The following is a 23,451-nucleotide window of genomic DNA, read 5'->3' on the forward strand; positions in this document are numbered from 1 at the left end:
TTATGAAAGAACAGCTACTATGGGAATTGGAACAGGTAAATCTGCGTTTGAAGTCTGCAAAAACCAGAGTAACAATTCGGGAATCAAACGGATGTCTGCAATTACGGGCAACTTTACCCATTAAACCGGGAGATGAGGATACAAGGGGAACGGGAAGAAAACAATACAATATCACTTTGAATATTCCTGCTAACTTTGATGGACTGAAAACTGCTGAAGAGGAAGCTTATGAATTAGGAAAGTTAATTGCTAGAAAAAGTTTTATTTGGAATGATAAATATTTGGGAAATGAGACAATTAAAAAGGAGTTAATAACTATTGGTGAGTTATTGGCAAGGTTTGAGGAGGAATATTTTAAAACCCATAAACGCACGAATAAAAGTGAACATACTTTTTTCTATTATTTTTCTCGAATTAAGCGTTATACAAATGCTGATGATTTGGCAATTGGGGAAGTTTTGATTAATGCGATTGATAAGATAGATAAGGAATGGGCTAAATATAATGCGGTGAGGGCTATTTCTGTATTTTGCCAACTTTTTAAAATAGAGATTAATTTAACTAATTATTCTAAAGTTCCTGAAAGTAATTCCCGCAATGTTCCTACAGATAAGGACATAGTTACGGGATTTTACAAGTTTGATGAATATCTAAATAATCGAGGTAAACAAGTTAATCAAGATGTGAAAGATAGTTGGCAACTTTGGCGTTGGACTTATGGAATGTTGGCGGTTTTTGGTTTACGTCCCAGAGAACTTTTTGTTAATCCTCATATTGATTGGTGGTTAAGTGATGAAAATCTAGATTTAACTTGGAAGGTTGATAAAAATTGTAAAACTGGTGAAAGAGAAGCCTTGCCTTTATATAAAGAATGGATTGATGAATTTGATTTAAGAAATCCTAAATATTTGGAAATGTTGGCGATCGCAATTAGTAAAAAAGACCAAAATAATCATGCAGAAATCACGGCTTTAATCCAAAGGGTGAGTTGGTGGTTTAGAAAAATTGGATTAGATTTTAAACCCTATGATTTACGTCATGGTTGGGCAATTCGAGCGCATATTTTGGGAGTTCCTATTAAGGCTGCGGCGGATAATTTGGGTCATAGTGTGCAGATTCATACGAAAACTTATCAACGTTGGTTTTCTTTAGATATGCGGAAGTTGGCAATTAATCAGGCTTTGAGTAAACGGAATGAGGTGGAGTTGATTAAGGATGAAAATACAGGGTTGAAAATGGAGAATGAACGGTTGAAGATTGAGGTGGAGAAGTTGAGGATGGAAATGGTTTATAAACGGAGTTAAGTTTGGTTAATTAAGAATCTCATTTTTGTGTGATGTGGTTTCATTTTTTGGCGTTGCTGAAACTAAACCAGCAACACCAAAAATAATTATATGATGTGCGATCGCTGTGTTTTTAACACATATCGCATCATCAATTAATCACCTATTATCTACTGTAATCACAGATTTGAGGAGGTTCTTTACCTGATAACAGTCCGGTAACTTCAAAAGGTTTGCTAGAATTGCTAGGATCAAAAGAGATTAAAGAAGCATCAATCACTTTAAAATCACCAGGTGCATTCAAGCGCCATAATTTCGGAGTTTTACCTACAGGAAAGGGTTGATCATAACAGTAAGCATTAGTATCACCGTGAACCAATAACACTGGTTTATCTAAATTTGCCGCCAATGTCTGCAATTGTTCACAGAATCCTTTATACGCATGATTATTTAAACATCTGCTGAAAACATCATTCGTGCTGCCATCAGGAGCAAAAGGATCTAATTGAGTCGCTACAACTACAGCCGATGTATCGCTATCTTTTGCCATTTCAAAAGCATGATTAAGCCAAATAGCATTCTCTTTATCCCGTTCATCAACTAATTGATTAACTTTGATAGGATCATCAAGAAGTATCTCAGTGCGTCCATTATCAGTGCTGACGATATGTTGTGTTACAAAACGGACACCTTTATACCACCAAGTTTCATTTTCAGGTAAAGTGGCTTGTTCTTCATATCGCCATTCAGGATTGAGGGTTTTAGGTTTACTAAAGAACACCTTTCTAATTGCGTCTAGTCTTTCCAACTCTGATTTTCTAACAGTTAGACCTTCCCGATCGCAATCAGTCCAATCATTATCTCCTGGTGTAAAAAACACAGGTTTAACTATATCGGTTTTCCAAAATGTCTTATTCTTCTCCAACCAAGTATCATAACAAGTATCCTGGGGACGACCAAGATCACCCAAATGAATCACAAAGGATATATCTTCACGTTGGCGGAATTTAGGCGCAATATCTTGGATCAAAACTTGCTCATCAGTTCTACCATCTGCTAACTTTGCGAAATAAGGTATATCACCATAGGCTGCAAAAGTTACTTTTTCAGCAGCGGCCAAACTTTCAGAATTTATACCAGTTACGAAAACTGATAAAAATACCAAAATACTTGCAGCCAACTTAAGTATCAGGGGATGCTGAGAATTTAAGATTGTTTTCATTGACCAGATGTTGTAAAAACTAAGTTTATCAGTATTTTACTATGTCTGATCATTCACTACAACACTACGGAATATTAAATATCTATAAAGATATTTCAGAATTAACTGCCATTACCTAAAGATTAGACCTCTCCAGAAATTAGGTTTTCAGCTAGACAGATTCAGAGTTTCAGATTCTTTTTCAGAGATGTCTATTAGAGTCTTTCAGAGCATCTTAGCGCGAAATTTTCATGAAAGCACACTTTAATAAACTCAAAATAGTTGTAATTGTAGTTGTTATAATCAAAACAAAATGACAGGTGGTTGAAAATGGAGAATGAACGGTTGAAGATTGAGGTAGAGAAGTTGAGGATGGAAATGGTTTATAAACGGAGTTAAGTTTGATTAACCAAGAATATTATTTTTGTGAGGTGTGGTATAACTGGTCAATGAAGAATTATCTCAACCACCTAGCCGAAAAAATGCTATCTTTAGAATATTATTTGTCTTTAAAATATCCCATGTCTATTTATCCAGAAGAGGACGGAGGATATACAGTGATGATTCCTGACTTACCAGGTTGTATGATTCAGGGAGACAATTTAGAAGAAGCAATAGAAAATATTAATGAAGCGCGAGAGTTATGGATAGAAACTGTTTATTGTAGTGGTAAACAACAAATTCCTTTACCTTCTAAACTAATTTCTATAATTAATTCGTGAACAACCATCAAAAATTTTATCCAAACTGCTGACAACATAATCAACCAGGAGATCAGTCTATGGAAAGTATGAAAATTAAAACACACATTGGTAATGATAAAATTCTCAAAGTTGAACTTCCTGATGAATTTGCCAATGAAGAGTTAGAAATAGTAATTGTATTTCAACGTATTGCAGAAAAATCATTACAATCTGCAAGTAAAACACCAGAAGAATTAGGATATTCTCGTAGATTTTTGGAAGAAGTGATAGGTAGTTGGGAAGGTGAGCCGCTTGAACTTCCAGAACAGCTTCATTTTGAAGAACGGGAGGAAATTCAAGGTTTATAAATTTGCTACTATCAAATCTTGACACTGAGTAAAATTATACTGTAGAATTATCCTAAATCAAATTGAATGGGAATTGCTATATACATGATCAACCAACAAAATACCAGTAATAAAGTTATTCAAGAACGACAAAACAAAGTTAGTGAAAAAATCATCGCTTCATTTGATATAGTTGCACAAGATAGAAGTAATTATTTTACTAAAAATCCTTATCAAGATCAAAGACCTTCCATAGAATCAGCTAATTCAATTGTTAATGGTTATGCAAAACGGAATGGAGGGATATCAGTAGCAGCTAATTTAGTACCAGCAGGTCCATTGGGAATATTAGCAGTTGCTCCAGAAATTATCACAGTCATGCGAAACCAAATTGCCATGATTTATGATGTGGGTGTAGCTTATGATAAGCAGCAATATTTAAACAAGGAACTATTAGCTGGTGTCTTGATTTCTTCATTGGGTACAGGATTAATTACCCCCGGCATCAATGCAGTAGCAAATAGAGTTATTATTGCTCAAGGTAGTAAAATTATCACTAGAAAATTAACCCCGTCCATATTTAAACGTATAGTTCATCAATTGACAGGAAATGTAGTCAACAGTGCAACGAAATCAATTGTTAGTAAATATTTACCTGGAGTTGGTGCTACTGCTATGGGTTTATGGTCAGCCTATTCAACTAAACAAGTAGGTAATAAGGCTATTCAAATATTTGAAAAAGAAATTGAGATATTAGATGAGACTGAATCATTAAATGAATGTAGCATTGAATATACTGATAATCTTTTTCCTACATCTGACATAGAAGCAAATAATATAACAGGAGAAAGACTAGAATTATTAAAGATTAAAACCCTGATTAATTTAATGAAAGTTGATGGTAGTGTTGAGCCTCAAGAAAAAGAATATCTCAAGACGATTATTACCAATGCTAATTTAACATCGGCAGAAATTCAGGAAATCAAAAATTTATTATCCTCTCAGAGAATAGAAGTAGATTATTCATTAATAGCTAAATATCCCGATGATGCTTTAGGTTTATTAATTGATTTGATCGCACTTGCAAAGCGTGATGGAGATTTTCACATAACGGAAAAAATGTACATTAAGCAAGTGGGAAAGTTAATGGGATTTTCTGAGGTAGATGTTGCAGAACTGATGTTAGCTTATTAAAACTTCAGTAAAATGGTTTAATTTATCTCCTATTTTTAGAGAGTATGTTAGAATAAATCCCTGATCAGAAAAATTAAAACTACAAATCATGAACGCCATAGAACTATTTCCCACCCTGCGAAATCTAAATCGTGCCGACAAACTAAAAGTAATGCAGTTTCTAGTTTCCGAATTATCTAGGGATGAAGAACCATCATTAGAACAGGGAGCAACCTATTCTATTTTATCACCGCTTAATTCCCATGCCGCCGCACATCAACTTGCCCAACTACTAGAAGCCGACGAACAAAAGTAAAATGACTAAAACTCAAAGATTTTCCTTTACAGAGGGATATGATACCTTTGGTGTTCCTGATGCTCTACCAAAGTTACCATTAACACTTACTTATCGTAACTCATCAGTAGACGTTTCCGGTTTATTGGATACTGGCGCAAGTGTTAACGTTCTGCCATACAGTGTAGGTATCCAGCTAGGTGCAATTTGGGAGGAACAAACTACTTCTGTGATATTGGCTGGCAATTTAGCACCAGTAGAGGCAAGAGGTTTACTGGTATCTGCCCAGATTGGATCATTTGAGCCTGTTCGCTTAGTTTTTGCGTGGTGCTTATCTGATGATGTACCTTTATTATTAGGGCGTATGAACTTCTTTTTAGAGTTTGATGTGTGTTTTTACCGTGCAGATTTGGCTTTTGAGGTACATTCAAGAAAAGGGCGTTGCTGAATTGAGGTATGAAATTCCCAAATTGAACCTTTAAAACTCTTACCTCAGTGCGTCTTTGCGCCTTTGCGTGAGACTAAAATTCATACCCTTAATCAGCAACGCCTCAAGAAAAGAATAATGCAAACCTTAAACATCAATCAAACTATCACTGCTTGGTCATCCATTGCTGAAAATGTTTTTGTCCCTCACACAGAAGCAGAATATGAATACTTGGTTAATATACTTGATACTCTCATTGATCAAGTTGGTGAAGATGAAACCCATCCTCTTGCATCGCTTATGGAAGTTATTGGTGCATTAATTGAAAACTATGAAAATGAACATATTCCTGAGTTATTGTGATCTATAAAAATATGCTAGAAAAACTAATTCTTCATAATTTCAAAAGCCATAAATCTACAGAACTCAATTTCGATAGTTCCCGATTACATGGACTCGTAGGAAAAAATAGTGCAGGTAAAACAAGTGTGTTACAAGCATTGCATAATCTAAGTAAACTTGTCAATTCTAAATTATTCATAACAACATTTATAAATGAAAATTCACCTCAATTTCTTACAAAAATTGGGGAAAAATATATGTCTTTGACTGCAAGTGGTTTTTGGAAAGATCCAAATCAAGATATTTGGGAAATCTCCTATAGCTGGAAGCAGGATAATAGTAAACGTTGGATTCCAAAAACATCATGGAAAATATGTGAAAATGAAGATAGTTTTGAAAAAGAAACATACATTACATACCCTCATATATTTCGTGAATATTTACCACCTATTGTTTACCTAAAATTAGTGGCCAACAATCTTGCAAAACCAGCTTACAGTGATGAAGTCACACCAAGAGTTGAATTTGACGGATCAGGATTAGCACCTACCTTAGATTTTCTCCGTGATGAAGCCCCAGATAAATTTCAATTAATAGAAGAAAAGCTGACTCGAATTGTCCCAAATGTCCGCAAAGTTGGCATAAAACGAGCAAAAGTTCCAGTCATTCGTCAGCGATTAATCGAAGTTAACGGTAAACCTATTTCCTATGAAGAAACTCAGGAAATGACAGAACAAGAAATTGTGCTAGATATGAATACAGGTGAACGTATTCCAGCCCATGCAATTAGCGATGGAACAATGTTAACGTTAGGATTATTAACTGTATTAATGAATCCTAATCAACCTAATTTAGTTTTATTAGATGATGTGGAACAGGGACTTCATCCTCAAGCACAACGTGAGTTAATGACAGTTTTCAAAGAAATCATTGCCGAAAATCCCAACCTGCAAATTATTTTTTCTACTCATTCCCCTTATATTATTGATGCACTTGCTCCTTCTCAAGTCCACATATTAAATAATAGTAAATCAGGTTTCACAGTTTCCAAACGTTTAGATGAATATCCTGATGTAGAATGGGCAAAAGAAACCTTAACAACAGGTGAATTTTGGGATGCTGAAGGTGAAGATTGCGTGGTAGAAGGAGAAGTCAGTGATTGAGTTTATTGTCATAGTTGAAAGTGGTGCAGATTCCAGAACAGCTACTAAATTAGCCGAGCGAGTTTTACAAGAAAAATTTGATTGGTTAGATGATGATATTCTGCAACATTGTTTTCAGTGGAGTGGGTTAGTGTGTCTGAGTGAAAACTATTATAGACCTGAGAGCGATCGCTTCGCTCGCCGTAGGCATCGCACGGCAAGCTTCACAATGGCGTAAAAGATGGCTCGAATTTAGGTTAATGGTAGACATTGCCCATTTTCTTATTTGCCTGGGTTTTATGCCTTTTTATTCAATTCAAATTTCACGCCGGTGAGTTGTTCTGATACAACCCATAGTTTTTGAGCGATCGCTCGATCTTTGGATAACTGATTTGATTCCACCTTGACTGGATAGCCACTTATCTCCATAAATCCATTGGGACCGAAATATTCCGTCCCTTTCAAACCTTCTTCAATTGCCGCCCGCAGAGTTGGTAATGCGCCCATTGTGATATCTTGAGCAAAGATACCATTGAGATATTTCATCACATCACCCGCCGTTCTCTGCAATTCAGTTGCAGTCCAACCCGGATGTGAAGCAGTTACAAGGGTGTTTATCCCTTGCTCTTTTAGTTTCCGGTCGAGTTCGTAGGTAAAATAAAGATTAGCAAGTTTGCTATCACCGTAAGCCGTCCATTGGGCATAATTTCTCTTTTCCCAATTCAAATCATCGAAATCTAGTTTGCCAAAATTATGTGCGCCGCTGGAAACATTGACAATTCGTGAACCTTGCGTGCTAATCAAAAGTTTTAAAAGTTGTCCCGTCAAAGCAAAATGTCCGAGATGATTAGTTCCAAATTGTAATTCAAAACCATCTTTTGTTTTTGAATACGGCGGAATCATCACACCCGCATTATTAATCAATAAATCCAAACGTGAATAATTTTTCTGAAAGTTTTCTGCGAAATTTTTAACCGATGCTAAATTCGCCAAATCAAGTTCCATTACCCGAACATCAGCATCTTTATTCTGTTGAATAATTTTCGCCAACGCCTTATTTCCTTTATCCAAATTACGAACCGCAATGATCACCGATGCTTGTTTATTAGCTAAAACCCGCGCCGTTTCATAACCGATACCGCTACTTGAACCTGTGACAATTACTATTCTGCCTTTTTGACTGAGAATATTTTCTGTGTTCCATTTTTCATTTTTCATCATCATAAGATAGTTAAATTAACTAATTTACACAAATAACCGTCACATTCAACTTAGTGAAAATATTTAATTTTTCAGCTTTGTTTAAGGCAACTTTATCTAAGTATAATATCCTAAACTCATTTTAAACCACTATCTGCGCCGCAAAATGTGAAAAGAATCTTAATAATTTATCGAAACTTACCTGAAAATAACTCTAATTGTAGTTGCTATAATCAAAACAAACTTAGAAAAATCCTCATATGATAGCCATTCCTCAACAACCGCAAAAAATGACCATTGAAGAATATCTTGCATGGGAACTTGACCAGGATATTCGCTATGAATATATCAATGGCGAAGTCTTTGCCATGACTGGTGGTACAATTCCCCATAATGATCTTGCTCTCAATCTTTACAGAAACCTATATCCACATCTGCGTCCTAGAGGTTGTCGAGTCAATGTATCAGATGTGAAAGTGCAAGTTACCCCTAAAAGCCCATACTTCTATCCTGATCTTATCGTTAGTTGTCACCCTGATGACCTTAATGCCCGCAAATTTATTCAAAACCCTAAATTGATTGTTGAAGTTCTTTCTCCTGGTACAAGTAATAAAGATAGAGGAGAAAAATTCAGATATTATTTAACAATGCCTAGTTTACAAGAATACATCTTGATTGATTCCGAAAAAATATCTGTTGAACGTTACTGTCGAGGAGAAGGAAGAATGTGGCTTTACTATCCCTACACTACTGGAGACATCATCACTTTATCAAGTATTGAATTTGAATTTCCCATAGAAATACTTTATGATGGTGTAGGATTGGAAATAGAAACGTAAAAATATGTTTCCAACATAAGTTTGATAAATGTCAGTTAAAATTTAATCCCTTATTAAAACTATGGCCAAGCGGAAAAAAAGCAATCTTCAATGGATTAAAGAAACCCTAGAATTAAGCCCAGATCATCATTGGGAAGGTCCTGATGATTATAAGATTTTTGTAGCTGGGAGAGGCGCGGTTCGCTTCAATGTTCCCCAAAATTGGGTATTTGAACCACAAGAAAAATCTTTTAAGTTCATGGATAAAAAACCACCTGATGATGATTGTTGTTTAGAGGTATCTTACAATCATTTACCCCCGAATGACTGGACACTGTTTCCCCTTAAACACACTTTGAAGAAAATCATGGAAGATGATAGCCGTGATGTGATTGAAAGAGGAGAAGTGATTACTGTTAAGCGACAAACAGCCCGGATTATGTGGTGTGAAATTAAATTTATTGACACTCAAGCTGAACCCAGGGAAGCTTTTTCTCGGACTTGTGTGGGTTTGGGTTCAAATATTCAATGTTTAATTACCTTTGATTATTGGGCAGATCAAGCAGAACAATTAATCCCGATTTGGGATGAAGTAATGCGGAGTTTGACACTAGGATTATATATCAGAGATCCGAGAACTGGTTTAGCTTTTCCCGATTAAAATGCCGAAAAAACAACCTCAGCGTGGATTTTTGTGAATTGGACTTTAGACTAAATCTTTTTTTGTAGGCTCAACCCCTTGCTGTATAAGGGAACACCAAAAAATAAATTACCCAATTTTGTGGGATGGGCATCCTGCCCGTCCTTGATGATTAGCGGGCAATTCGTCCCGCACCACAAGAAATTTTTGGGTATTTTTTTAATTGGAAGTCCCTAAGGTTGATGACTTACAAGACGTAAAATGACTTGGAAACCCTTAAAGCCTTGCCTAGAGAGACTTTTGCGGATCAGGAGGGGAAATTAGTCTAAACTCCAGTTGTGAAGATTATTGCCAATATTTTAGGTACACTAGAAGCGACAAAACAACCCATTACAAAGATTAGTAATTCAATATTCATGGCAAATCCCACCGCAACTCTAGAAACTTCCCTTGGTACTATTACTCTTGAGCTATTTACCGATGTTATGCCCATAACGGCGGGAAATTTCATCAAATTGGCTAAAAGTGAGTTTTATGATGGTCTACATTTCCACCGTGTGATTAATAACTTCATGGTGCAGTTTGGTTGTCCTTACAGTAAAGATCCTAGCTCTCCTCGTGCGGGTACAGGTAATAGTCCTGATGGTTGCATTCAAGATGAGCATCCTGAAGATGGGAAACTTTCTAACGAACCAGGAACTTTGTCTATGGCTAATACGGGAAGACCTAATAGTGGTAGTTGCCAGTTTTTTATCAACACTGTCCACAATCACTATCTGGATTGGTTTACACCTGGTCAATCTAAACACCCTGTTTTCGGTCGAGTTACTGAAGGGATGGATGTATTGAAAGCCATTGAAACTACTCCCACGGGTGCAGGCGATCGCCCCACAACTCCAGTTAAAATGATCAAAGTGACTATCCACGAATAAAATCAAAGATGAGTGTGGAGGTTTCTCCGCACTCTTGGGGCAAAATTCCCGATTTCTCATCAAAGAACTCCACAAAAAACCAATCCGATCAAACAAATTAACCTTCTATTTCTTCTTCAGTAAAAATAGGAGGCCATAATTCAGAAACGGCTAATTCCCAACCGGGAAAAAGTTCTGGTAAAGTTAAAATATCGCCATTATTTAAAATAGTTGGTTCACCTTGATGACGATAAACTGTAACAGTTTCTTCATCAGGATCAATTAAAATTCCCATCACAGCACCTAATTCTACAAAGTTGAGAATTTTAGTAACTAAAGGTTTAATTCTATCACTTTGAGATTTAATTTGTACTACTAAATCTGGCACAAGTTCGCCAAAATAACGGGGACTTTGACGCAGACGTGCAGCCCGAACAAAAGAAACATCTGGTGCGGTGAGGTTGCTATCAGGTAAAATAAAACCACCAGCAGAATCAAATACTCTTCCTAAACGACGCGGATTTACCCAAGCAAAGAGGAAAGCAATTAAACGACTACTAATTTCACTAGATACAATATCCGATGGACCCACGATAGAAATTCTCCCGTTTGTTAATTCAACATCATAATCTAACCCTGCTTCACTAAAAGCAGTTTGGACTTGTTCTACATCTTTAATTGTCATGATTGACATAAAATTATCCTCCTAATATACAAAGTTGGGGTAATTAAAACAAACACAATTTGATTTTAGATTTCCTTAAATCGTATCTGGATCAATATTTAACTCTCTCAATTTTGCGGCTAACCTTTGAGATTTTTCATTTGATATTTTCGCTTTTTCTGCTTCCATTGCTGCTCTTGTTGTTTCCATCTCTGCGCTTTCTTCCGGTGTAGGAACTAAAACTCCTAATGATGTAAAATATCTTAATAAACCTTCATGAATTCCTAAATATAACCCCAATTCTTCACTCCATAAATGTCCTTTTTCATTAGGTTGTAAGGGTTGATATTTGCCACTGATTAAATTAAATCCTGCAAATTCCAATGTATAAGGATCAAACCAAAAATAATCAGGTGTACGGAAAGTATCTTGATAAAGTAGTTTTTTAGTTTCTCTATCAGTTTTAGCTGTGGTTGGTGAAAGAATTTCGACAATGACATGAGGATATTTGCCATTTTCTTCCCACACTACCCAACTTTTTCTAGTTTTTCGTTCTGTTCCTAAAACTACGAAAAAATCTGGACCTCTAACGTCTTCTGATTTTTTTTGATGAGGACTATAGTAAATACTCAGATTTCCGACAGCGTAAAAATCTGTTCTCTCCTTCCATAACCATTTGAGAGATTTTATTAAGAGCATTATTTGTTCGAGATGCAGTTCTGTTTCCACAGGAGGTTCATCACTATATAGGTCACTGGGTGGGAAAATGATATCTTCTGATGTGTTAGTTTGTAATTCCAGTGCTTGAGTAATCATCATGATATGATACCAAGTAATTATTGATTTATTGTAGCATTAATTGTCAATTACTTTCACCAAATTATCGCAAATTTCTTAAACATTTGCCATAGCTTTTTGCCGTCATCCACGCGATCTAAAAATTGCTCGACCAAAAGGAACTTACCTTAAGGGACTTCCAATTAAAAAAATACCCAAAAATTTCTTGTAGTGCGGGCATCTTGCCCGCAAGAATTATACAAATTAAATGCACAACACCTTAAATTAAATCATTAAATGATAGCATAGATGATTACTTATGGTAACTATTTATAGTAAATATTGGACTGATTTGGCACAAGGTTGTTAGATGTTGTGGAGACGTTTTTTAACTTCCCCTTTGATATTTCTTCTTAGTATGCATACCAACCCCTTTAAACAATTACAAGTCAGTCTTTCTGTAACCGCTGCTACTATAGCCTTGTTGGTTACTGCGCCATTGATGGCTCATGGTCAAGTTAATAGTACCACCACTAAGCCGACCTCATCAAATTCTAAGACATCAGTAGTTAATATATCCATTACTGAGGCTGAAGTCCTGGCTGCTCAAAAAGCCTGGGGTGAAGCATTGGTTTCCATCAGTACCACCTATGATGAAAAGGGGATAGCCGCTGCTAGAAAATTGGCTGACAATATAATAGATCAAGCATATGCTTATCAATCGGGATTGGTGTTGTTCAAGCCAACCTTGACAACTGGAGACCAGACCTTCCGCACGACACACAAAGGAGCTTTGTCTTATTTTGTGGGTGGTGATTCCTCCTTCCCTAAAGATACTGGTTTTGCTCTCAAAGGATGGCGAAAGGTGGAAATTCGCAACGCTGGTATTTTTATTCTTGGTAATACTGCTACCACTATGGGTAATGTTTCCATAACTGATAAAACAGGTAAAGTCACAACAGTAGATAAAACCTGGCAGTTTATTAGAGGTGGTGATGGAAAATTGCGTATTATTGTACACCATTCTTCTCTGCCCTATAGTCCAAAATAAATATGAAATAGACCCCCGACTTCTTAGAGAAGTCGGGGATATGAAATAACTCTAATCGCATTAAAATAAGGTTGTTAATTTGACGGTAATTAATTGTCTGAATCAGGATTTCCAGGATGAAGGATTCGGTGGTTAATTCGAGCGATCGCTGTGGGAATTTGTCTGAATCAGAATTTCCAGGATTTCAGGATTTCCAGGATGAGGTATTCGGTGGTTAATTCGAGCGATCGCTGTCCCTATATCCCTAGATCAGGAGCTTAACGCATCGCGCTAAACCCCTATGGGAGAATTATATTCTAAGCAAAGACAAACTGTTTAGAATCTGTCAAACTCAAGCTACTGGCTTGAATCCCAGTCAGAGTCGCTAAAGTTTGATTGTTGAAGACAATCGCAGTATCAGCACCAACTTGATTTAACTTGAGTGTGGATGTGGTAATACCTAAACTGACAGCACCTTGAATACCAATGACATCAGTACCCAGTTGGAAGTCAAGCACGGTATTAGCCGAAGAGGGTAATTCAGCATTGACAATCCAGAATTGGTCAGCACCAGCACCACCGGAAATTAAGTTACCACCACCAAGACTAACTCTGAAGATATCTTTACCATCACCACCTAAAGCGCGGTCATTGCTACCCAAGTAGAAGGTATCATCCCCAAGACCACCGGATATGCGGTTGCCACCTTGACCATCTTTAGCATTAAAGGTGTCATTACCGTCACTACCGAAAGCGCGATCGCCTTTATTCACAAAAATTGTATCTTCACCGCTACCCAGATCAACGATATTGTTACCTGAGTTGGGAAAAACAGATACAGTGGACAGGTCTACCTCATCTTTACCTGCACCTGTAAATACAATATTGTTTTGACCATCGAATTGACTACCAGGAGTAGCAATTAATTTATCATCTCCTGGAGTTCCTACAGTTGTAGATTGGTTGTCAATGATTTTTTCGACTGCGATCGCAAAAATATCATTAGCAGATGTTCCGGCTTTATCTGTAGCGATCGCCTTAACATTCAAATTCCCTACATTATCATTAGTGGGAGTACCGCTAAAGGTGCGAGTTGTAGAATTGAAAGTTAACCAACTTGGTAAAGCATCGCCATTTTCTAATGTGGCTGAATAGGTAAGAACATCATCAGCATCAATATCTGTGAAAGTATTGGTGGGAAGTTGGAAGTTAAAGACGTTATCTTGTTTAGCGTTTTGGTCTGCAATTGCATTTGCTGTGGGAGCTTCATTATTAGTAACCTCCTCATCATTCGAAATATTTCGAACAAAACTAGCATTACCCTCAATATTGGGTTGCTCGTCCAGCTGTCCTCCAGTGGAACCGGCAACATATATAGAACCATCTAATCCTGTTGTTATAGCATTGACAGAATCATCACTACTAGTTCCTAAGAGCTTTGTCCATACTTTAGTACCATCAATTGTATATTTTGTAATAAAAGCGTCAATGCCACCATTATTATTTTGCTCGTCCAGCTGTCCTCCAGTGGAACCGGCAACATATATAGAACCATCTAATCCTGTTGTTATAGCATTGACAGAATCATCACTACTAGTTCCTAAGAGCTTTGTCCATACTTTAGGTTTAGTACGATCACTTGTATATTTTGTAATAAAAGCGTCAATACCACCATTATTATTTTGTCCGTCCAGCTGTCCTCCAGTCGAACCGGCAACATATATAGAACCATCTAATCCTGTTGTTATAGCATTTGGGTATTCATTTTTATTAGTTCCGTATATCGGGAAGTAAGCCACTTGATTATCAGCTTTCAATTGTGCAACAAAGACATCACTATTATCACTAATGGTACTACCGGCAAGATATATCCAACCATCAGTATTTATTGCCAGCGCCCTGGCGGATTCATCGCCTGGTGATCCTAACAGTTCTGTCGAACCGAAATTAAGCTGTTGTGCAGCTTGATTGTATAATAGAAAATTAAGTTAATAAGCAATCACCAGGAAGTATGCCAGCAAAAAACCATCTATCACAAGAGCAGAGAGAAAAGCTATTAAAAAACCTAAAAGAGCAAGAAAACCCATACATAAGAGAGAAGATACTGATCTTGTTGTTGATGAATGATGGGAAAACTTACCAAGAAATTAGTAATTTTTTAGATATCGCATATCCAACAGTAGCATATTGGGCAGTACATGGAGATCCTGATAACCTAGAAAGTTTTTTGGATGGAAGAAGAGAAGGTAACTTCCGTAAAGTTACCAAAGAATATGAAGAATTATTATTAGAAATAATAGAAAAAGAGCCGGCAGAATATGGCTATGAATTTGGTCGTTGGACAGCGGCTAGATTAGCAACATATCTAGAATCAGTAACAGGAATTAAGTTAAGTGGTTCTCAGGTAAGGAGAATCTTAGCGAAAAAAAAGTACGTTTACCTTTGGGCAAGATATAGCTTGGAAGACAAACAGAATCCAGAGAAACGGAAGTTATTTAAAGAAAAATTGGCAGAATATTTAAAAATAACTAAAGAAACGCCAGAGCGTTTACAGGTATGGTTTTGGGACGAAAGTGGATTTAGTTTGAGAGTGATAAGAAGAAAAACATGGGGAAAGAAAGGGAACAGAAAAAAAGTAACGGGACAAAGAAGACTCTTGATGAGTAAATATTATGGGAGGGTTGCGTTATCATGACAAAAAAAGAATTAATTTTGTCATAAAAAAGGGGAACGCAGATGTTTTTTATGAACAGTTGACATCATTGAATAATTTTCTAAGACAAGAATGGATAGAACAAGGAAATCAAATTGAAAGTTTTCAGAATAATTCTGCCAAGATAGTTATTATTCTAGATAATGCCAGTTTTCATAAAAGAAAAGATATTTTAGCTCGGATTGAGTCAGAAATGCCAAATATTATTTTGGAATTTTTACCACCGTATAGTCCAGATTATAATTTAATTGAATTAGTTTGGCATTCCGCAAAAGAATATATAGCTCATAGATTATTTGAATCAGTATCACAGCTAGAAGAGTTGTTAAATAAATTGCTAAATGAAGGAGGTCTTATTATTAAATGGGAGCGCAAAATTAAAAATAAAGGTAATGCCGTTTATTAAATTTAACTGCGTAACAGCTTACCTTCAAGAGTGTACTTACTGATGAAAGCATCATTGTTACCATTATTAATTTTTCCATCTAGGTTTTTACTAGTAGATCCCGCAATATATATAAAAGATCCGTACGTCTTTATAGCATAAATATTTGTATTAGATAGCTGTTTTTCAAAAAGTCCGGGATTTGGATCTTCAGGAGTATCCGGGTTTTCATAAATCTTCAGTCCACGGAATTTAGCAGTGGCAGTCGGATTAGTAACATCCTGATCATTACCAAATGTTAGATAAGAAAACCTACCGTTGAAGTGATCTTCTAATAAAATTTTGTATTTATGCCACCCCAAATTCGTTGCATATCTATCAATACCGTTAGTGATTGGATTCCATTTAGGAATTGATTCCTGTGATCCCCATATCTGAAAAGTTGTATCGTCAGTCGTTTGATCATTAAGAAGGTTTTTATCGTACACCACATTATCGTTATCAAATCCTATACTGTGAATCTCTCCTTCTTTAATACCCTGAAATTCAAATTCTAAAATTGTTTTAGGGGTGATTTTATGGTCAATCTTGACTTTTCGCCATAGACTTCCCTGAAGTTCTAATTCATTTCCATTAACTTTTACAGTTCCTTCTTGATCCGTCTGATCTTGATCTTGCTCATTTCCGTAAGCAGACAGTTGAAAGACATCTACCTTACCATTGACTTCTATTGAAATTTGATCGGATGTCATAATATTATTTACCATCAATTGTTTAATACTTTATGAGATCGGTCTTTTCAGTTGGCTTGTACTCCAGGGGAAACATTTAGATGCGTTTCCCCTGGCAGTCTTGTCACTACAACTTACAAAATGCGTCACGCATCAGATCCATCAATCAATATCCACAACCACCTTGACTAGCAACGAGTACATCGCATGGAATTTATCTTTACACCACTCCATATTGTTACCGATGCCTTTCCTATTGTAACCCACTGACCTTTTTGCTTCTCTTCTTGATATTCCCATGTGGTTTGATTTCCTGTGGGAGCTACATAAATCTTTGCACCTTGATTAGGTTCAAGTTTTAGGGTTTGTTCTACCGTTTCAGAATACTCACTCCCAGATTTAAAACCGGATTCCGCACTAAGCATCTGAAGATCTACTTTCCCAGTCGAAGTAAGTTCATGGGTATACTTTACAGTTTTTGAATATTTACACTCAGATCCTTTCAATACACTCTTGCAGATGTGAACAGGGGCTGTTGTTTTTCCTGTCACGAATTTAGTTCCAGTTTTCCTTAACCGTGTTTCTTTCCCGAAAAAAGCTAAAGGATTTTGTCCAGCTTTGGAAGAGTTAACATTAACTAAACTTAAACCAAAGACAGTAGATACAGTAATGGCAGAAACAGCGATCGCAGATGATATGATCTTATTCATGTCAATTCCCCCGTTTGAATAACGTACAAATTCTTATTGGGAGTAAATGCAGATAAATATGAAATTCACTACCCGACCCACAATAAATTACGATAGTTTTAAAACATACTTAATTTAATATGCCCAAAAGAGGATGTAAAGCCCTCAAAGGTATGTATAAGTGATATAAAAGTCTTTAAACGTAATATTATGTCACCCATAAAAGCGATCGCAGATGATATGATCTTATTCATGTCAATTCCCCCGTTCAAATAACGTACAAATTGTTATTGGGAGTAAATGTAGATAAATATGAAATTCACTACCCAACCCACAATAAGTTACAATAGTTTTCAAACATACTGAATTTAATACGCCCAAAAGAGGATGTCAAGACCTCAAAAGTATGTAAAAACGTGAAAAAGTCTCTAAAAGTAATATTCTGTCACCCATAAAAATCTTCACAAACGCCATTAGTCAAAAATTTATCTCTTACACCAAACCCGCGAAGGCGGGTTTTGTCTGTGTAGCCGTGACTTCCACTCGCCAGGCTAACAAATTTCGGCGTTGCTGAATTGAGGTATGAAATTCCCAAATTGAACCTTTAAAACTCTTACCTTTGCGTCTTTGCGCCTTTGCGTGAGACTAAAATTCATACCCTTAATCAGCAACGCCCAAATTTCCAACCAGCGCAGATGGGTTTTGTCTGTGTAGTCTCCCCAGAAGATGTATTAAAAGCATGATAGAATATCAAAAAGTCTTGACTTGAAGGGGGGGAGTAGTGTTAAATATTGAAGAGATAATTGAAATTGCAGATAACCAAGTCTTTGAGCATCAAGGACACCATCTCAATGATTTACAAAGAGCTATCCTGGAAGGGACACTACAGGGTAGATCTTACGCAGATATCGCCACAGAACACCACCACAGCGAAAAATACATCAAGGATAGCGCCAGTAAACTGTGGAAATCCTTATCTCAAGCAGTTGGAAAAAAAGTTAATAAATTTAATGTCAAGTCAACTTTAGGTAGATGTAGTTTCTCTTCAACTAATATTTTTAAAGGAATACAAATCAATAGTGGTAATTTTTTTAAAGAATCTGCACCATCACCAGAAAATCATGAAATTATCCATAAACAAGAACAGATAACCTCTCATCTAGATTTAAAAGATGCACCTGAAATCGGTGATTTTTATGGACGCAAAGTAGAATTATCATTACTACAACAAAAAATCCTCCAAGGAAAATGTAATTTAATAACCTTACTGGGTATTAAAGGTATTGGAAAAACTGCTTTAGCTTTAAAATTAGTTGATAATATCAAAGAAAATTTTGAGTTTGTTATTTATAAAAGTTTAAAATCTCTACCCAGTTTAACACAACTAATCACAGAGACAATTTACCCTAATGATCAGGTTATTCCAGATAATTCACCTCATCAACTTTCACAATTTAAAAAAGCCATAGAAAAACACTCTTATCTGATTATCATTGACGATGTTAACTGTATTTTTTCAAAGCATCAAGTATCAGGTAAATATCAACAAGGGTATGAAGAATACGGAAATCTATTTAAATTATTATCAACAACCAAACATCAAAGTTGTCTAATTATCAATAGTAGTGAGGAAATTCGTGAATTATCGATCCCTAGATCCCCAACTTCTCAAAGAAGTCGGGGATCTAAATGGGATCTAAATTAAATTGTATCTGGATCAATATTTAATTCTCGCAACTTTGCTGCTAACCGTTGAGCTTTTTCATCAAACATTGCTGCTCTTTGGGCTTCAATTGTTGCTCTTTGAGCTTCAATTGCTGCTCTTTGAGCTTCAAATTCTGCACTTTCTTCCGGTGTGGGAACTAAATCTCCATCTGGTGTAAAATACCTTAATAAACCCTGAACAATTCCTAAATATAAATCTAATTCTTGACTCCATAAATGTCCCTTTTCATTGGGTTCTACAGGTTGATATTTACCATGTATTAAATAAAAACCTGCAAATTCTAAGCTATAGGGATCAAACCAAAAATACTCAGGTGTGCGGAAAGTATCTTGATAAAGTTCTTTTTTAGTTTCTCTATCAGTTTTAGCTGTGGTTGGTGAGAGAATTTCCACAATCAGGTTAGGATATTTACCATTTTCTTCCCACACTACCCAACTTTTTCTAGTTTTCCGTTCTGTTCCTAAAACTACGAAAAAATCTGGACCTCTCACATCTTCTGATTTCTTTTGATGAGGACTATAGTAAATACTCAGATTTCCAACAGCATAAAAATCAGTTCTCTCTTTCCATAACCATTTGAGAGATTTTATTAAGAGCATTATTTGTTCGAGATGCAGTTCTGTTTCCACGGGAGGTTCATCACTATATAGGTCACTGGGGGGGAAAATGATATCTTCTGATATATCTTCTAAGATGTTAGGTTGTAATTCCAGTGCTTGAGTAATCATCATGATATGATACCAAGTAATTATTTGTTTATTGTAGCATTAATTGTCTGAAATGGCTAACGCCACGCTTCGCTATCAGGATATCCAGGATTTTAGGATTTACAGAATTTTATTTATCATTTATGATGATTGTTACTTGAGTTTGGACTAAAATAAAATTGATATCCAATTATTAACATCAAAATGGAAGTTCTTCAACTTACAACGATAGTGGATTCATCAGGTCATTTGCATCTTGACATTCCCACACAACTTGATCCGGGAGAAGTAAGTATTGTGCTGGTAATTAATCCAGTTGTCCCATCTAAAGATCAAAATCTCAAGTATGATTTTTCTGATTTGGTAGGACGGTTAAATTGGCAAGGAGATGCAGTAGTGATGCAAAGGACATTAAGAGATGAATGGTAATCGCTATGTGCTAGATACGAATGCGATCATTGCCCTGTTACAAGGTAATACCCAACTTATTCAATTACTTCAAAATGCTAATTGGATTGGGATTTCGATTATTAGCCAGATTGAATTTTTGGTTTTTTCTGGGCTAACTCAAAGCGATCTCCAACTTTTTCAACAATTTATTCAGCGAGTGGAAATTGTTGGTTTGGCAGCAGGTGATCCGGTATTAGTTGACAAGATTATCGAAATTCGTCAGCAATATCGGTTAAAATTACCTGATGCAGTAATTGCTGCAATAACAATCCAAAATTCAGCAAGCTTAGTGACTGCTGATCAAGAATTTGCAAAGATCAACCGTTTGAAGGTCATTAATTGGTAGCGATCGCCTCGCCTGCTATAATTACCATTAACTATTCATTATGTTTGCTATTGTTTGTTCAAATTTATCACATTCTTGTACTAGTCTATCAACTATTTTGCAGAAATAATTAATATCAATTAAACTCATTTCTGCATTATGAATAATTGAAAAAACCTGCTTATCTTCTATCTTTTCTATACACCAAAAACCGAATTTATATCGTGCATTACTTATCAATAGCCAAGTAGATAAACTATGCGGTATATCATCTGTATCATCAAATTTTAAACTACTTGGACAAGAAAATTCTAGAGTCGAATCATATTTGAGAATAAATACAGTTTGTGTAGTACCAGAATCCATACTAAATCTCATGATAGCTCTTGTATCATTAATACTATAAAGATCCCAGCCAACAGTTTGGCAGAAATTCTCTATTGTTGATCGAAATTTGAATGAAGATAATAAGTCTTTATCAATAGCCATTGGTTCATCTCCTAAATTAACGGTTTTAGTAGTAGTTAGTATCGTCCATTCTCGTCCTCCACAAACTTGACATTCAGAAGGTTTCATCAGAGATACAACTTCACAGCCACAACTTTTACATTTGTATGTTTTTTTCATGAGTTAAAAATTTATAATTTCCGTGTAAAATTCATAATTAACTGATTCTTAACGTCTTTATTTTTATCGTTTTTAGGTAAAGTACCATTATTATAAAGATATTTAATCTGTTGCTGTACTTCAGTTATTTGAGGTCTTTTTTTTTTGTTTACTTTTTTCGCCTCCTGGTGCTTTTTCTCCTGGATATACGGGACTCAGAAATTTTTTCACAAAATACTCATTACCATCATTGATATTTACAGCAAAACCCCATTGACATTGCCCACCATTAGCGCTGTCAAATTCACGGGTTACTAAATATTTATCAGCAATTAGATCACCTGTTTTATAAGACATTGATTACTATCTCCTATTATTTAATCTATTCAAAATATTTTGATGTTTTTCCTTTGCTTTTCGTTCCATTCGATACTCTGAATACAAATCTAATTCCAAGAGTATTTCTAGACTATTTAATGCGGCGTTAAACTCTCCTTTTATTTCTTGTAAACTTGCCATAAAATAGTAAATCGAAGGTTTTTTGCCATAAGGTAAAATTGAACTACTATTAATTATACGTAGACAGAACTGAATTGCTGTATTGGCTGGCTGACATTGCTCAACCCTTGATTGAATAAGAGAAGCAACAAAAAACTCTAAGTGCTGATCAAAATCCGTAGAATTTACATATTTTTCCGAACCTTCACATTTAAAAAAGTCCTCATAAAATTCAACCGATTTTCTCCAATCTTTTAATTTATAGTAAATTCCACCTAAAATTTGATATGCTTCTACAAATATTTCCATTGACTTTTCTGGTGGACGGTTAATAACTTCTTTAATATGAAAGGCAGCATCAGTTAAAAATTGATTTTTCTTTTGATAATTATACTATTTTTCTGCTAATTCATAGTAAATTAATCCTAATAGATATTTAGGATTAATTTCGTCTGGTCTTATTTGTAAAGCCTGGTTACATAATTTTCGCGCTTCTTGAAACTGAGAATGTTCATAACAATAGTTAGCACGATCATAAAGCTTTTTAACTTCTTCATCTGCTTTTTGTTTAGACAATTCGTTAAATTGTTCAAACAGGTTATTTGTACTTGGATTTGCAATAGCTATAGTAACTGGTGTAACTGGTATATAAGATTTATCTTCTATACCAGTTACATGAGAAATAGGTGGAATATCTTGAATAAATTGTAGATAATATTCATAATCAATTCTATAATTTTCCCATAGCTTTTTTAAGCTATCATAGTTATTTGTATCAGCAATAAAGTTACTTTGGAGATATTTTAATCGCTCTTGATAAGATTTTTTAAGATGTTTTATTACATTAAAACCAGCCGCATAAATAATTAAAGAAACATCATCTTGTTTAATTTCGGTATATTTTTGATCAATTAATTCTCTCCAATTAGTATCTTCTATTTTATCACCTTCTGAATTTAAAAGTGTTTCTAGTAACAATTTTTCAAACTCCCAAGGAGCAGAAAAATACTGAAAACAACCATCAGTACAAGCTAGAAAACAGCCAGCTTCTTCAAATCTATAATTCTGAAAATGGATTTGCCATTTGGGATTGATATCAGCAGTTAAATATTGAGACATTGGTGGATCTTGTCTGAGCATCTCAAAGGCATCTTTGGAAGTTACTAAATCATCCTTAGTTAATTGCTGTAATCCTTTAGTGGGACTAAGAAAATAAATTCGTGAATCTCCCATCCAAGCTAAATTAACTTCAAAAATTTTATCCTGAGTTTGTTGTTTAGGAATACTAGCTAAGGCAATTGTTGTGCAAAGTTTATGCTCTACTAAAGAACCTTTAAGCCGAGATGAAGTGGTTCGCATATTATTATCATCTGCGGCTTTTTTTAGTGCTTGACAAATTTTTTTTTGTAATTCTATAGCATTTTCTGAAGTTATCTTACCATTCCATTGTTTGAAAAATTCTTTACTAATTTTCGATGCTATTTCTGAAGCAATCCGTCCTCCAGTTTGACCACCATAACCAGCAGAACGACCTCCTAAACCATCAAATACTCCCATCAAATAAATTTGTGTTCGTTCAAAATATTCGATTAGGTTATCATCTTCACCTTTATTTTCAGCTACTTCTAAATTTACTACGAACTGAAATTTTGTCATAACCATTACTAAAGTCCTTGTTGAAGTTTTTA

The 23,451-nt window shown here is 35.4% G+C and carries 28 protein-coding genes and 1 pseudogene; 17 read left to right on the plus strand and 12 right to left on the minus strand.

Annotated features, from left to right (window positions below; genetic code table 11):
* Window positions 1–2 precede the first annotated feature (2 nt).
* Window positions 3–1,304, plus strand: a complete 1,302-nt coding sequence (locus AA650_RS18320; RefSeq protein ID WP_053540109.1) for a site-specific integrase — start codon at window positions 3–5, stop codon at window positions 1,302–1,304.
* A 145-nt stretch (window positions 1,305–1,449) separates the two neighbouring features.
* Here the strand turns inward: AA650_RS18320 and AA650_RS18325 are convergent, their stop codons facing one another.
* Window positions 1,450–2,505 (minus strand): metallophosphoesterase, encoded by a 1,056-nt coding sequence (locus AA650_RS18325; protein ID WP_053540110.1) that lies wholly within the window; start codon window positions 2,503–2,505, stop codon window positions 1,450–1,452.
* Between the two features lie 380 nt (window positions 2,506–2,885).
* Here AA650_RS18325 and AA650_RS18330 point away from each other — a divergent pair, with 380 nt between their 5' ends.
* From AA650_RS18330 to AA650_RS18365, 8 genes are all read left to right on the plus strand, one after another.
* Window positions 2,886–3,206 carry a type II toxin-antitoxin system HicB family antitoxin gene (locus tag AA650_RS18330; RefSeq protein ID WP_233455564.1) on the plus strand — a complete coding sequence of 107 codons (321 nt, stop codon included), beginning with the start codon at window positions 2,886–2,888 and terminating at the stop codon, window positions 3,204–3,206.
* A gap of 59 nt (window positions 3,207–3,265) precedes the next feature.
* On the plus strand, window positions 3,266–3,535 hold the full coding sequence (locus AA650_RS18335; RefSeq protein ID WP_053540111.1) for a hypothetical protein: 270 nt from the start codon (window positions 3,266–3,268) through the stop codon (window positions 3,533–3,535).
* 84 nt (window positions 3,536–3,619) lie between these two features.
* Window positions 3,620–4,708: a TerB family tellurite resistance protein gene (locus AA650_RS18340; protein WP_199924289.1), complete on the plus strand. Its 1,089-nt coding sequence runs from the start codon at window positions 3,620–3,622 to the stop codon at window positions 4,706–4,708.
* Between the two features lie 88 nt (window positions 4,709–4,796).
* Complete coding sequence (locus AA650_RS18345) at window positions 4,797–5,003, plus strand: hypothetical protein (RefSeq protein WP_053540113.1); 207 nt, start codon at window positions 4,797–4,799, stop codon at window positions 5,001–5,003.
* A gap of 1 nt (window position 5,004) precedes the next feature.
* The gene (locus AA650_RS18350; RefSeq protein WP_053540114.1) at window positions 5,005–5,430 is read left to right on the plus strand and encodes a hypothetical protein; all 426 of its coding nucleotides are present in this window, start codon (window positions 5,005–5,007) and stop codon (window positions 5,428–5,430) included.
* Between the two features lie 117 nt (window positions 5,431–5,547).
* A complete protein-coding gene (locus AA650_RS18355; RefSeq protein WP_053540115.1) occupies window positions 5,548–5,772 on the plus strand; it encodes a hypothetical protein in 225 nt (74 codons plus the stop codon).
* Window positions 5,773–5,783: 11 nt separating this feature from the next.
* On the plus strand, window positions 5,784–6,914 hold the full coding sequence (locus tag AA650_RS18360) for an AAA family ATPase (protein ID WP_053540116.1): 1,131 nt from the start codon (window positions 5,784–5,786) through the stop codon (window positions 6,912–6,914).
* Complete coding sequence (locus AA650_RS18365) at window positions 6,907–7,131, plus strand: hypothetical protein (RefSeq protein ID WP_053540117.1); 225 nt, start codon at window positions 6,907–6,909, stop codon at window positions 7,129–7,131. The genes AA650_RS18360 and AA650_RS18365 overlap by 8 nt, the downstream gene beginning before the upstream one ends.
* Window positions 7,132–7,190: 59 nt before the next feature.
* Here the strand turns inward: AA650_RS18365 and AA650_RS18370 are convergent, their stop codons facing one another.
* The gene (locus AA650_RS18370) at window positions 7,191–8,117 is read right to left on the minus strand and encodes an SDR family NAD(P)-dependent oxidoreductase (RefSeq protein ID WP_233455565.1); all 927 of its coding nucleotides are present in this window, start codon (window positions 8,115–8,117) and stop codon (window positions 7,191–7,193) included.
* A 236-nt stretch (window positions 8,118–8,353) separates the two neighbouring features.
* Here AA650_RS18370 and AA650_RS18375 point away from each other — a divergent pair, with 236 nt between their 5' ends.
* The 3 genes from AA650_RS18375 (at window position 8,354) to AA650_RS18385 (ending at window position 10,483) form a co-directional block, all read left to right on the plus strand.
* Complete coding sequence (locus AA650_RS18375) at window positions 8,354–8,932, plus strand: Uma2 family endonuclease (protein WP_053540119.1); 579 nt, start codon at window positions 8,354–8,356, stop codon at window positions 8,930–8,932.
* A gap of 61 nt (window positions 8,933–8,993) precedes the next feature.
* Window positions 8,994–9,572 carry a hypothetical protein gene (locus AA650_RS18380; RefSeq protein ID WP_053540120.1) on the plus strand — a complete coding sequence of 193 codons (579 nt, stop codon included), beginning with the start codon at window positions 8,994–8,996 and terminating at the stop codon, window positions 9,570–9,572.
* Between the two features lie 317 nt (window positions 9,573–9,889).
* Entirely contained in the window at window positions 9,890–10,483 is a 594-nt protein-coding gene (locus AA650_RS18385; protein WP_234413222.1) for a peptidylprolyl isomerase, read from the plus strand.
* A 97-nt stretch (window positions 10,484–10,580) separates the two neighbouring features.
* Here AA650_RS18385 and AA650_RS18390 read toward each other — a convergent pair whose 3' ends face one another.
* Together AA650_RS18390 and AA650_RS18395 are read right to left on the minus strand one after the other, a co-directional pair.
* Window positions 10,581–11,156: a Uma2 family endonuclease gene (locus tag AA650_RS18390; protein ID WP_053540121.1), complete on the minus strand. Its 576-nt coding sequence runs from the start codon at window positions 11,154–11,156 to the stop codon at window positions 10,581–10,583.
* A 66-nt stretch (window positions 11,157–11,222) separates the two neighbouring features.
* Window positions 11,223–11,945, minus strand: coding sequence for a Uma2 family endonuclease (locus AA650_RS18395; protein WP_053540122.1), 723 nt, complete (start codon window positions 11,943–11,945; stop codon window positions 11,223–11,225).
* A 376-nt stretch (window positions 11,946–12,321) separates the two neighbouring features.
* Here AA650_RS18395 and AA650_RS18400 point away from each other — a divergent pair, with 376 nt between their 5' ends.
* The gene (locus tag AA650_RS18400) at window positions 12,322–12,954 is read left to right on the plus strand and encodes a hypothetical protein (protein WP_053541337.1); all 633 of its coding nucleotides are present in this window, start codon (window positions 12,322–12,324) and stop codon (window positions 12,952–12,954) included.
* Between the two features lie 296 nt (window positions 12,955–13,250).
* Here AA650_RS18400 and AA650_RS18405 read toward each other — a convergent pair whose 3' ends face one another.
* Window positions 13,251–14,750, minus strand: coding sequence for a putative Ig domain-containing protein (locus tag AA650_RS18405; RefSeq protein WP_053540123.1), 1,500 nt, complete (start codon window positions 14,748–14,750; stop codon window positions 13,251–13,253).
* Between the two features lie 194 nt (window positions 14,751–14,944).
* Between AA650_RS18405 and AA650_RS18410 the strand changes: the two are divergent.
* Window positions 14,945–16,052 (plus strand): annotated as a pseudogene (locus AA650_RS18410) (IS630 family transposase).
* A gap of 2 nt (window positions 16,053–16,054) precedes the next feature.
* On the opposite strand, the gene AA650_RS18415 reads toward AA650_RS18410, so the two are convergent.
* On the minus strand, window positions 16,055–16,783 hold the full coding sequence (locus tag AA650_RS18415; protein ID WP_199924290.1) for a hypothetical protein: 729 nt from the start codon (window positions 16,781–16,783) through the stop codon (window positions 16,055–16,057).
* A gap of 167 nt (window positions 16,784–16,950) precedes the next feature.
* On the minus strand, window positions 16,951–17,472 hold the full coding sequence (locus tag AA650_RS18420; RefSeq protein ID WP_053540125.1) for a hypothetical protein: 522 nt from the start codon (window positions 17,470–17,472) through the stop codon (window positions 16,951–16,953).
* Between the two features lie 760 nt (window positions 17,473–18,232).
* Between AA650_RS18420 and AA650_RS18425 the strand changes: the two genes are divergently transcribed.
* Window positions 18,233–19,156 (plus strand): ATP-binding protein, encoded by a 924-nt coding sequence (locus tag AA650_RS18425; RefSeq protein WP_234413223.1) that lies wholly within the window; start codon window positions 18,233–18,235, stop codon window positions 19,154–19,156.
* Here AA650_RS18425 and AA650_RS18430 read toward each other — a convergent pair.
* The gene (locus tag AA650_RS18430; protein WP_053540126.1) at window positions 19,153–19,908 is read right to left on the minus strand and encodes a Uma2 family endonuclease; all 756 of its coding nucleotides are present in this window, start codon (window positions 19,906–19,908) and stop codon (window positions 19,153–19,155) included. The genes AA650_RS18425 and AA650_RS18430 overlap by 4 nt on opposite strands.
* Window positions 19,909–20,088: 180 nt before the next feature.
* On the opposite strand from AA650_RS18430, the gene AA650_RS18435 reads away from it, so the two are divergent.
* Both AA650_RS18435 and AA650_RS18440 read left to right on the plus strand, forming a co-directional pair.
* Window positions 20,089–20,313, plus strand: a complete 225-nt coding sequence (locus AA650_RS18435; protein ID WP_015081312.1) for a hypothetical protein — start codon at window positions 20,089–20,091, stop codon at window positions 20,311–20,313.
* Window positions 20,303–20,680: a type II toxin-antitoxin system VapC family toxin gene (locus AA650_RS18440; RefSeq protein ID WP_053540127.1), complete on the plus strand. Its 378-nt coding sequence runs from the start codon at window positions 20,303–20,305 to the stop codon at window positions 20,678–20,680. The genes AA650_RS18435 and AA650_RS18440 overlap by 11 nt, the downstream gene beginning before the upstream one ends.
* Window positions 20,681–20,707: 27 nt before the next feature.
* On the opposite strand, the gene AA650_RS18445 is transcribed toward AA650_RS18440, so the two are convergent.
* The 4 genes from AA650_RS18445 to AA650_RS18455 form a co-directional block, all read right to left on the minus strand.
* Window positions 20,708–21,286, minus strand: coding sequence for a hypothetical protein (locus AA650_RS18445; protein ID WP_199924291.1), 579 nt, complete (start codon window positions 21,284–21,286; stop codon window positions 20,708–20,710).
* A 120-nt stretch (window positions 21,287–21,406) separates the two neighbouring features.
* The gene (locus tag AA650_RS18450) at window positions 21,407–21,622 is read right to left on the minus strand and encodes a hypothetical protein (protein ID WP_053540128.1); all 216 of its coding nucleotides are present in this window, start codon (window positions 21,620–21,622) and stop codon (window positions 21,407–21,409) included.
* A gap of 6 nt (window positions 21,623–21,628) precedes the next feature.
* Window positions 21,629–22,072 (minus strand): hypothetical protein, encoded by a 444-nt coding sequence (locus AA650_RS28150; protein WP_199924292.1) that lies wholly within the window; start codon window positions 22,070–22,072, stop codon window positions 21,629–21,631.
* Window positions 22,073–22,156: 84 nt separating this feature from the next.
* Window positions 22,157–23,419, minus strand: a complete 1,263-nt coding sequence (locus AA650_RS18455) for a protein phosphatase 2C domain-containing protein (protein ID WP_199924293.1) — start codon at window positions 23,417–23,419, stop codon at window positions 22,157–22,159.
* Between the last annotated feature and the right edge of the window lie 32 nt (window positions 23,420–23,451).

This window comes from Anabaena sp. WA102 (assembly GCF_001277295.1).
GTDB classification, from domain to species: domain Bacteria; phylum Cyanobacteriota; class Cyanobacteriia; order Cyanobacteriales; family Nostocaceae; genus Dolichospermum; species Dolichospermum heterosporum.

Bases quoted from the DNA above. Each gene is read 5' to 3' on its own strand.
- AA650_RS18370 (WP_233455565.1), bottom strand. From the start codon at position 8,117: ATGATGATGAAAAATGAAAAATGGAACACAGAAAATATTCTCAGTCAA.
- AA650_RS18440 (WP_053540127.1), top strand. From the start codon at position 20,303: ATGAATGGTAATCGCTATGTGCTAGATACGAATGCGATCATTGCCCTG.
- AA650_RS18335 (WP_053540111.1), top strand. From the start codon at position 3,266: ATGGAAAGTATGAAAATTAAAACACACATTGGTAATGATAAAATTCTC.
- AA650_RS18355 (WP_053540115.1), top strand. From the start codon at position 5,548: ATGCAAACCTTAAACATCAATCAAACTATCACTGCTTGGTCATCCATT.
- AA650_RS18380 (WP_053540120.1), top strand. From the start codon at position 8,994: ATGGCCAAGCGGAAAAAAAGCAATCTTCAATGGATTAAAGAAACCCTA.
- AA650_RS18340 (WP_199924289.1), top strand. From the start codon at position 3,620: ATGATCAACCAACAAAATACCAGTAATAAAGTTATTCAAGAACGACAA.
- AA650_RS18395 (WP_053540122.1), bottom strand. From the start codon at position 11,945: ATGATGATTACTCAAGCACTGGAATTACAAACTAACACATCAGAAGAT.
- AA650_RS18390 (WP_053540121.1), bottom strand. From the start codon at position 11,156: ATGTCAATCATGACAATTAAAGATGTAGAACAAGTCCAAACTGCTTTT.
- AA650_RS18420 (WP_053540125.1), bottom strand. From the start codon at position 17,472: ATGAATAAGATCATATCATCTGCGATCGCTGTTTCTGCCATTACTGTA.
- AA650_RS18415 (WP_199924290.1), bottom strand. From the start codon at position 16,783: ATGACATCCGATCAAATTTCAATAGAAGTCAATGGTAAGGTAGATGTC.
- AA650_RS18360 (WP_053540116.1), top strand. From the start codon at position 5,784: ATGCTAGAAAAACTAATTCTTCATAATTTCAAAAGCCATAAATCTACA.
- AA650_RS18325 (WP_053540110.1), bottom strand. From the start codon at position 2,505: ATGAAAACAATCTTAAATTCTCAGCATCCCCTGATACTTAAGTTGGCT.
- AA650_RS18320 (WP_053540109.1), top strand. From the start codon at position 3: ATGAAAGAACAGCTACTATGGGAATTGGAACAGGTAAATCTGCGTTTG.
- AA650_RS18430 (WP_053540126.1), bottom strand. From the start codon at position 19,908: ATGATGATTACTCAAGCACTGGAATTACAACCTAACATCTTAGAAGAT.
- AA650_RS18450 (WP_053540128.1), bottom strand. From the start codon at position 21,622: ATGTCTTATAAAACAGGTGATCTAATTGCTGATAAATATTTAGTAACC.
- AA650_RS18350 (WP_053540114.1), top strand. From the start codon at position 5,005: ATGACTAAAACTCAAAGATTTTCCTTTACAGAGGGATATGATACCTTT.
- AA650_RS18445 (WP_199924291.1), bottom strand. From the start codon at position 21,286: ATGAAAAAAACATACAAATGTAAAAGTTGTGGCTGTGAAGTTGTATCT.
- AA650_RS18455 (WP_199924293.1), bottom strand. From the start codon at position 23,419: ATGACAAAATTTCAGTTCGTAGTAAATTTAGAAGTAGCTGAAAATAAA.
- AA650_RS18400 (WP_053541337.1), top strand. From the start codon at position 12,322: ATGCATACCAACCCCTTTAAACAATTACAAGTCAGTCTTTCTGTAACC.
- AA650_RS18345 (WP_053540113.1), top strand. From the start codon at position 4,797: ATGAACGCCATAGAACTATTTCCCACCCTGCGAAATCTAAATCGTGCC.
- AA650_RS28150 (WP_199924292.1), bottom strand. From the start codon at position 22,072: ATGGAAATATTTGTAGAAGCATATCAAATTTTAGGTGGAATTTACTAT.
- AA650_RS18375 (WP_053540119.1), top strand. From the start codon at position 8,354: ATGATAGCCATTCCTCAACAACCGCAAAAAATGACCATTGAAGAATAT.
- AA650_RS18435 (WP_015081312.1), top strand. From the start codon at position 20,089: ATGGAAGTTCTTCAACTTACAACGATAGTGGATTCATCAGGTCATTTG.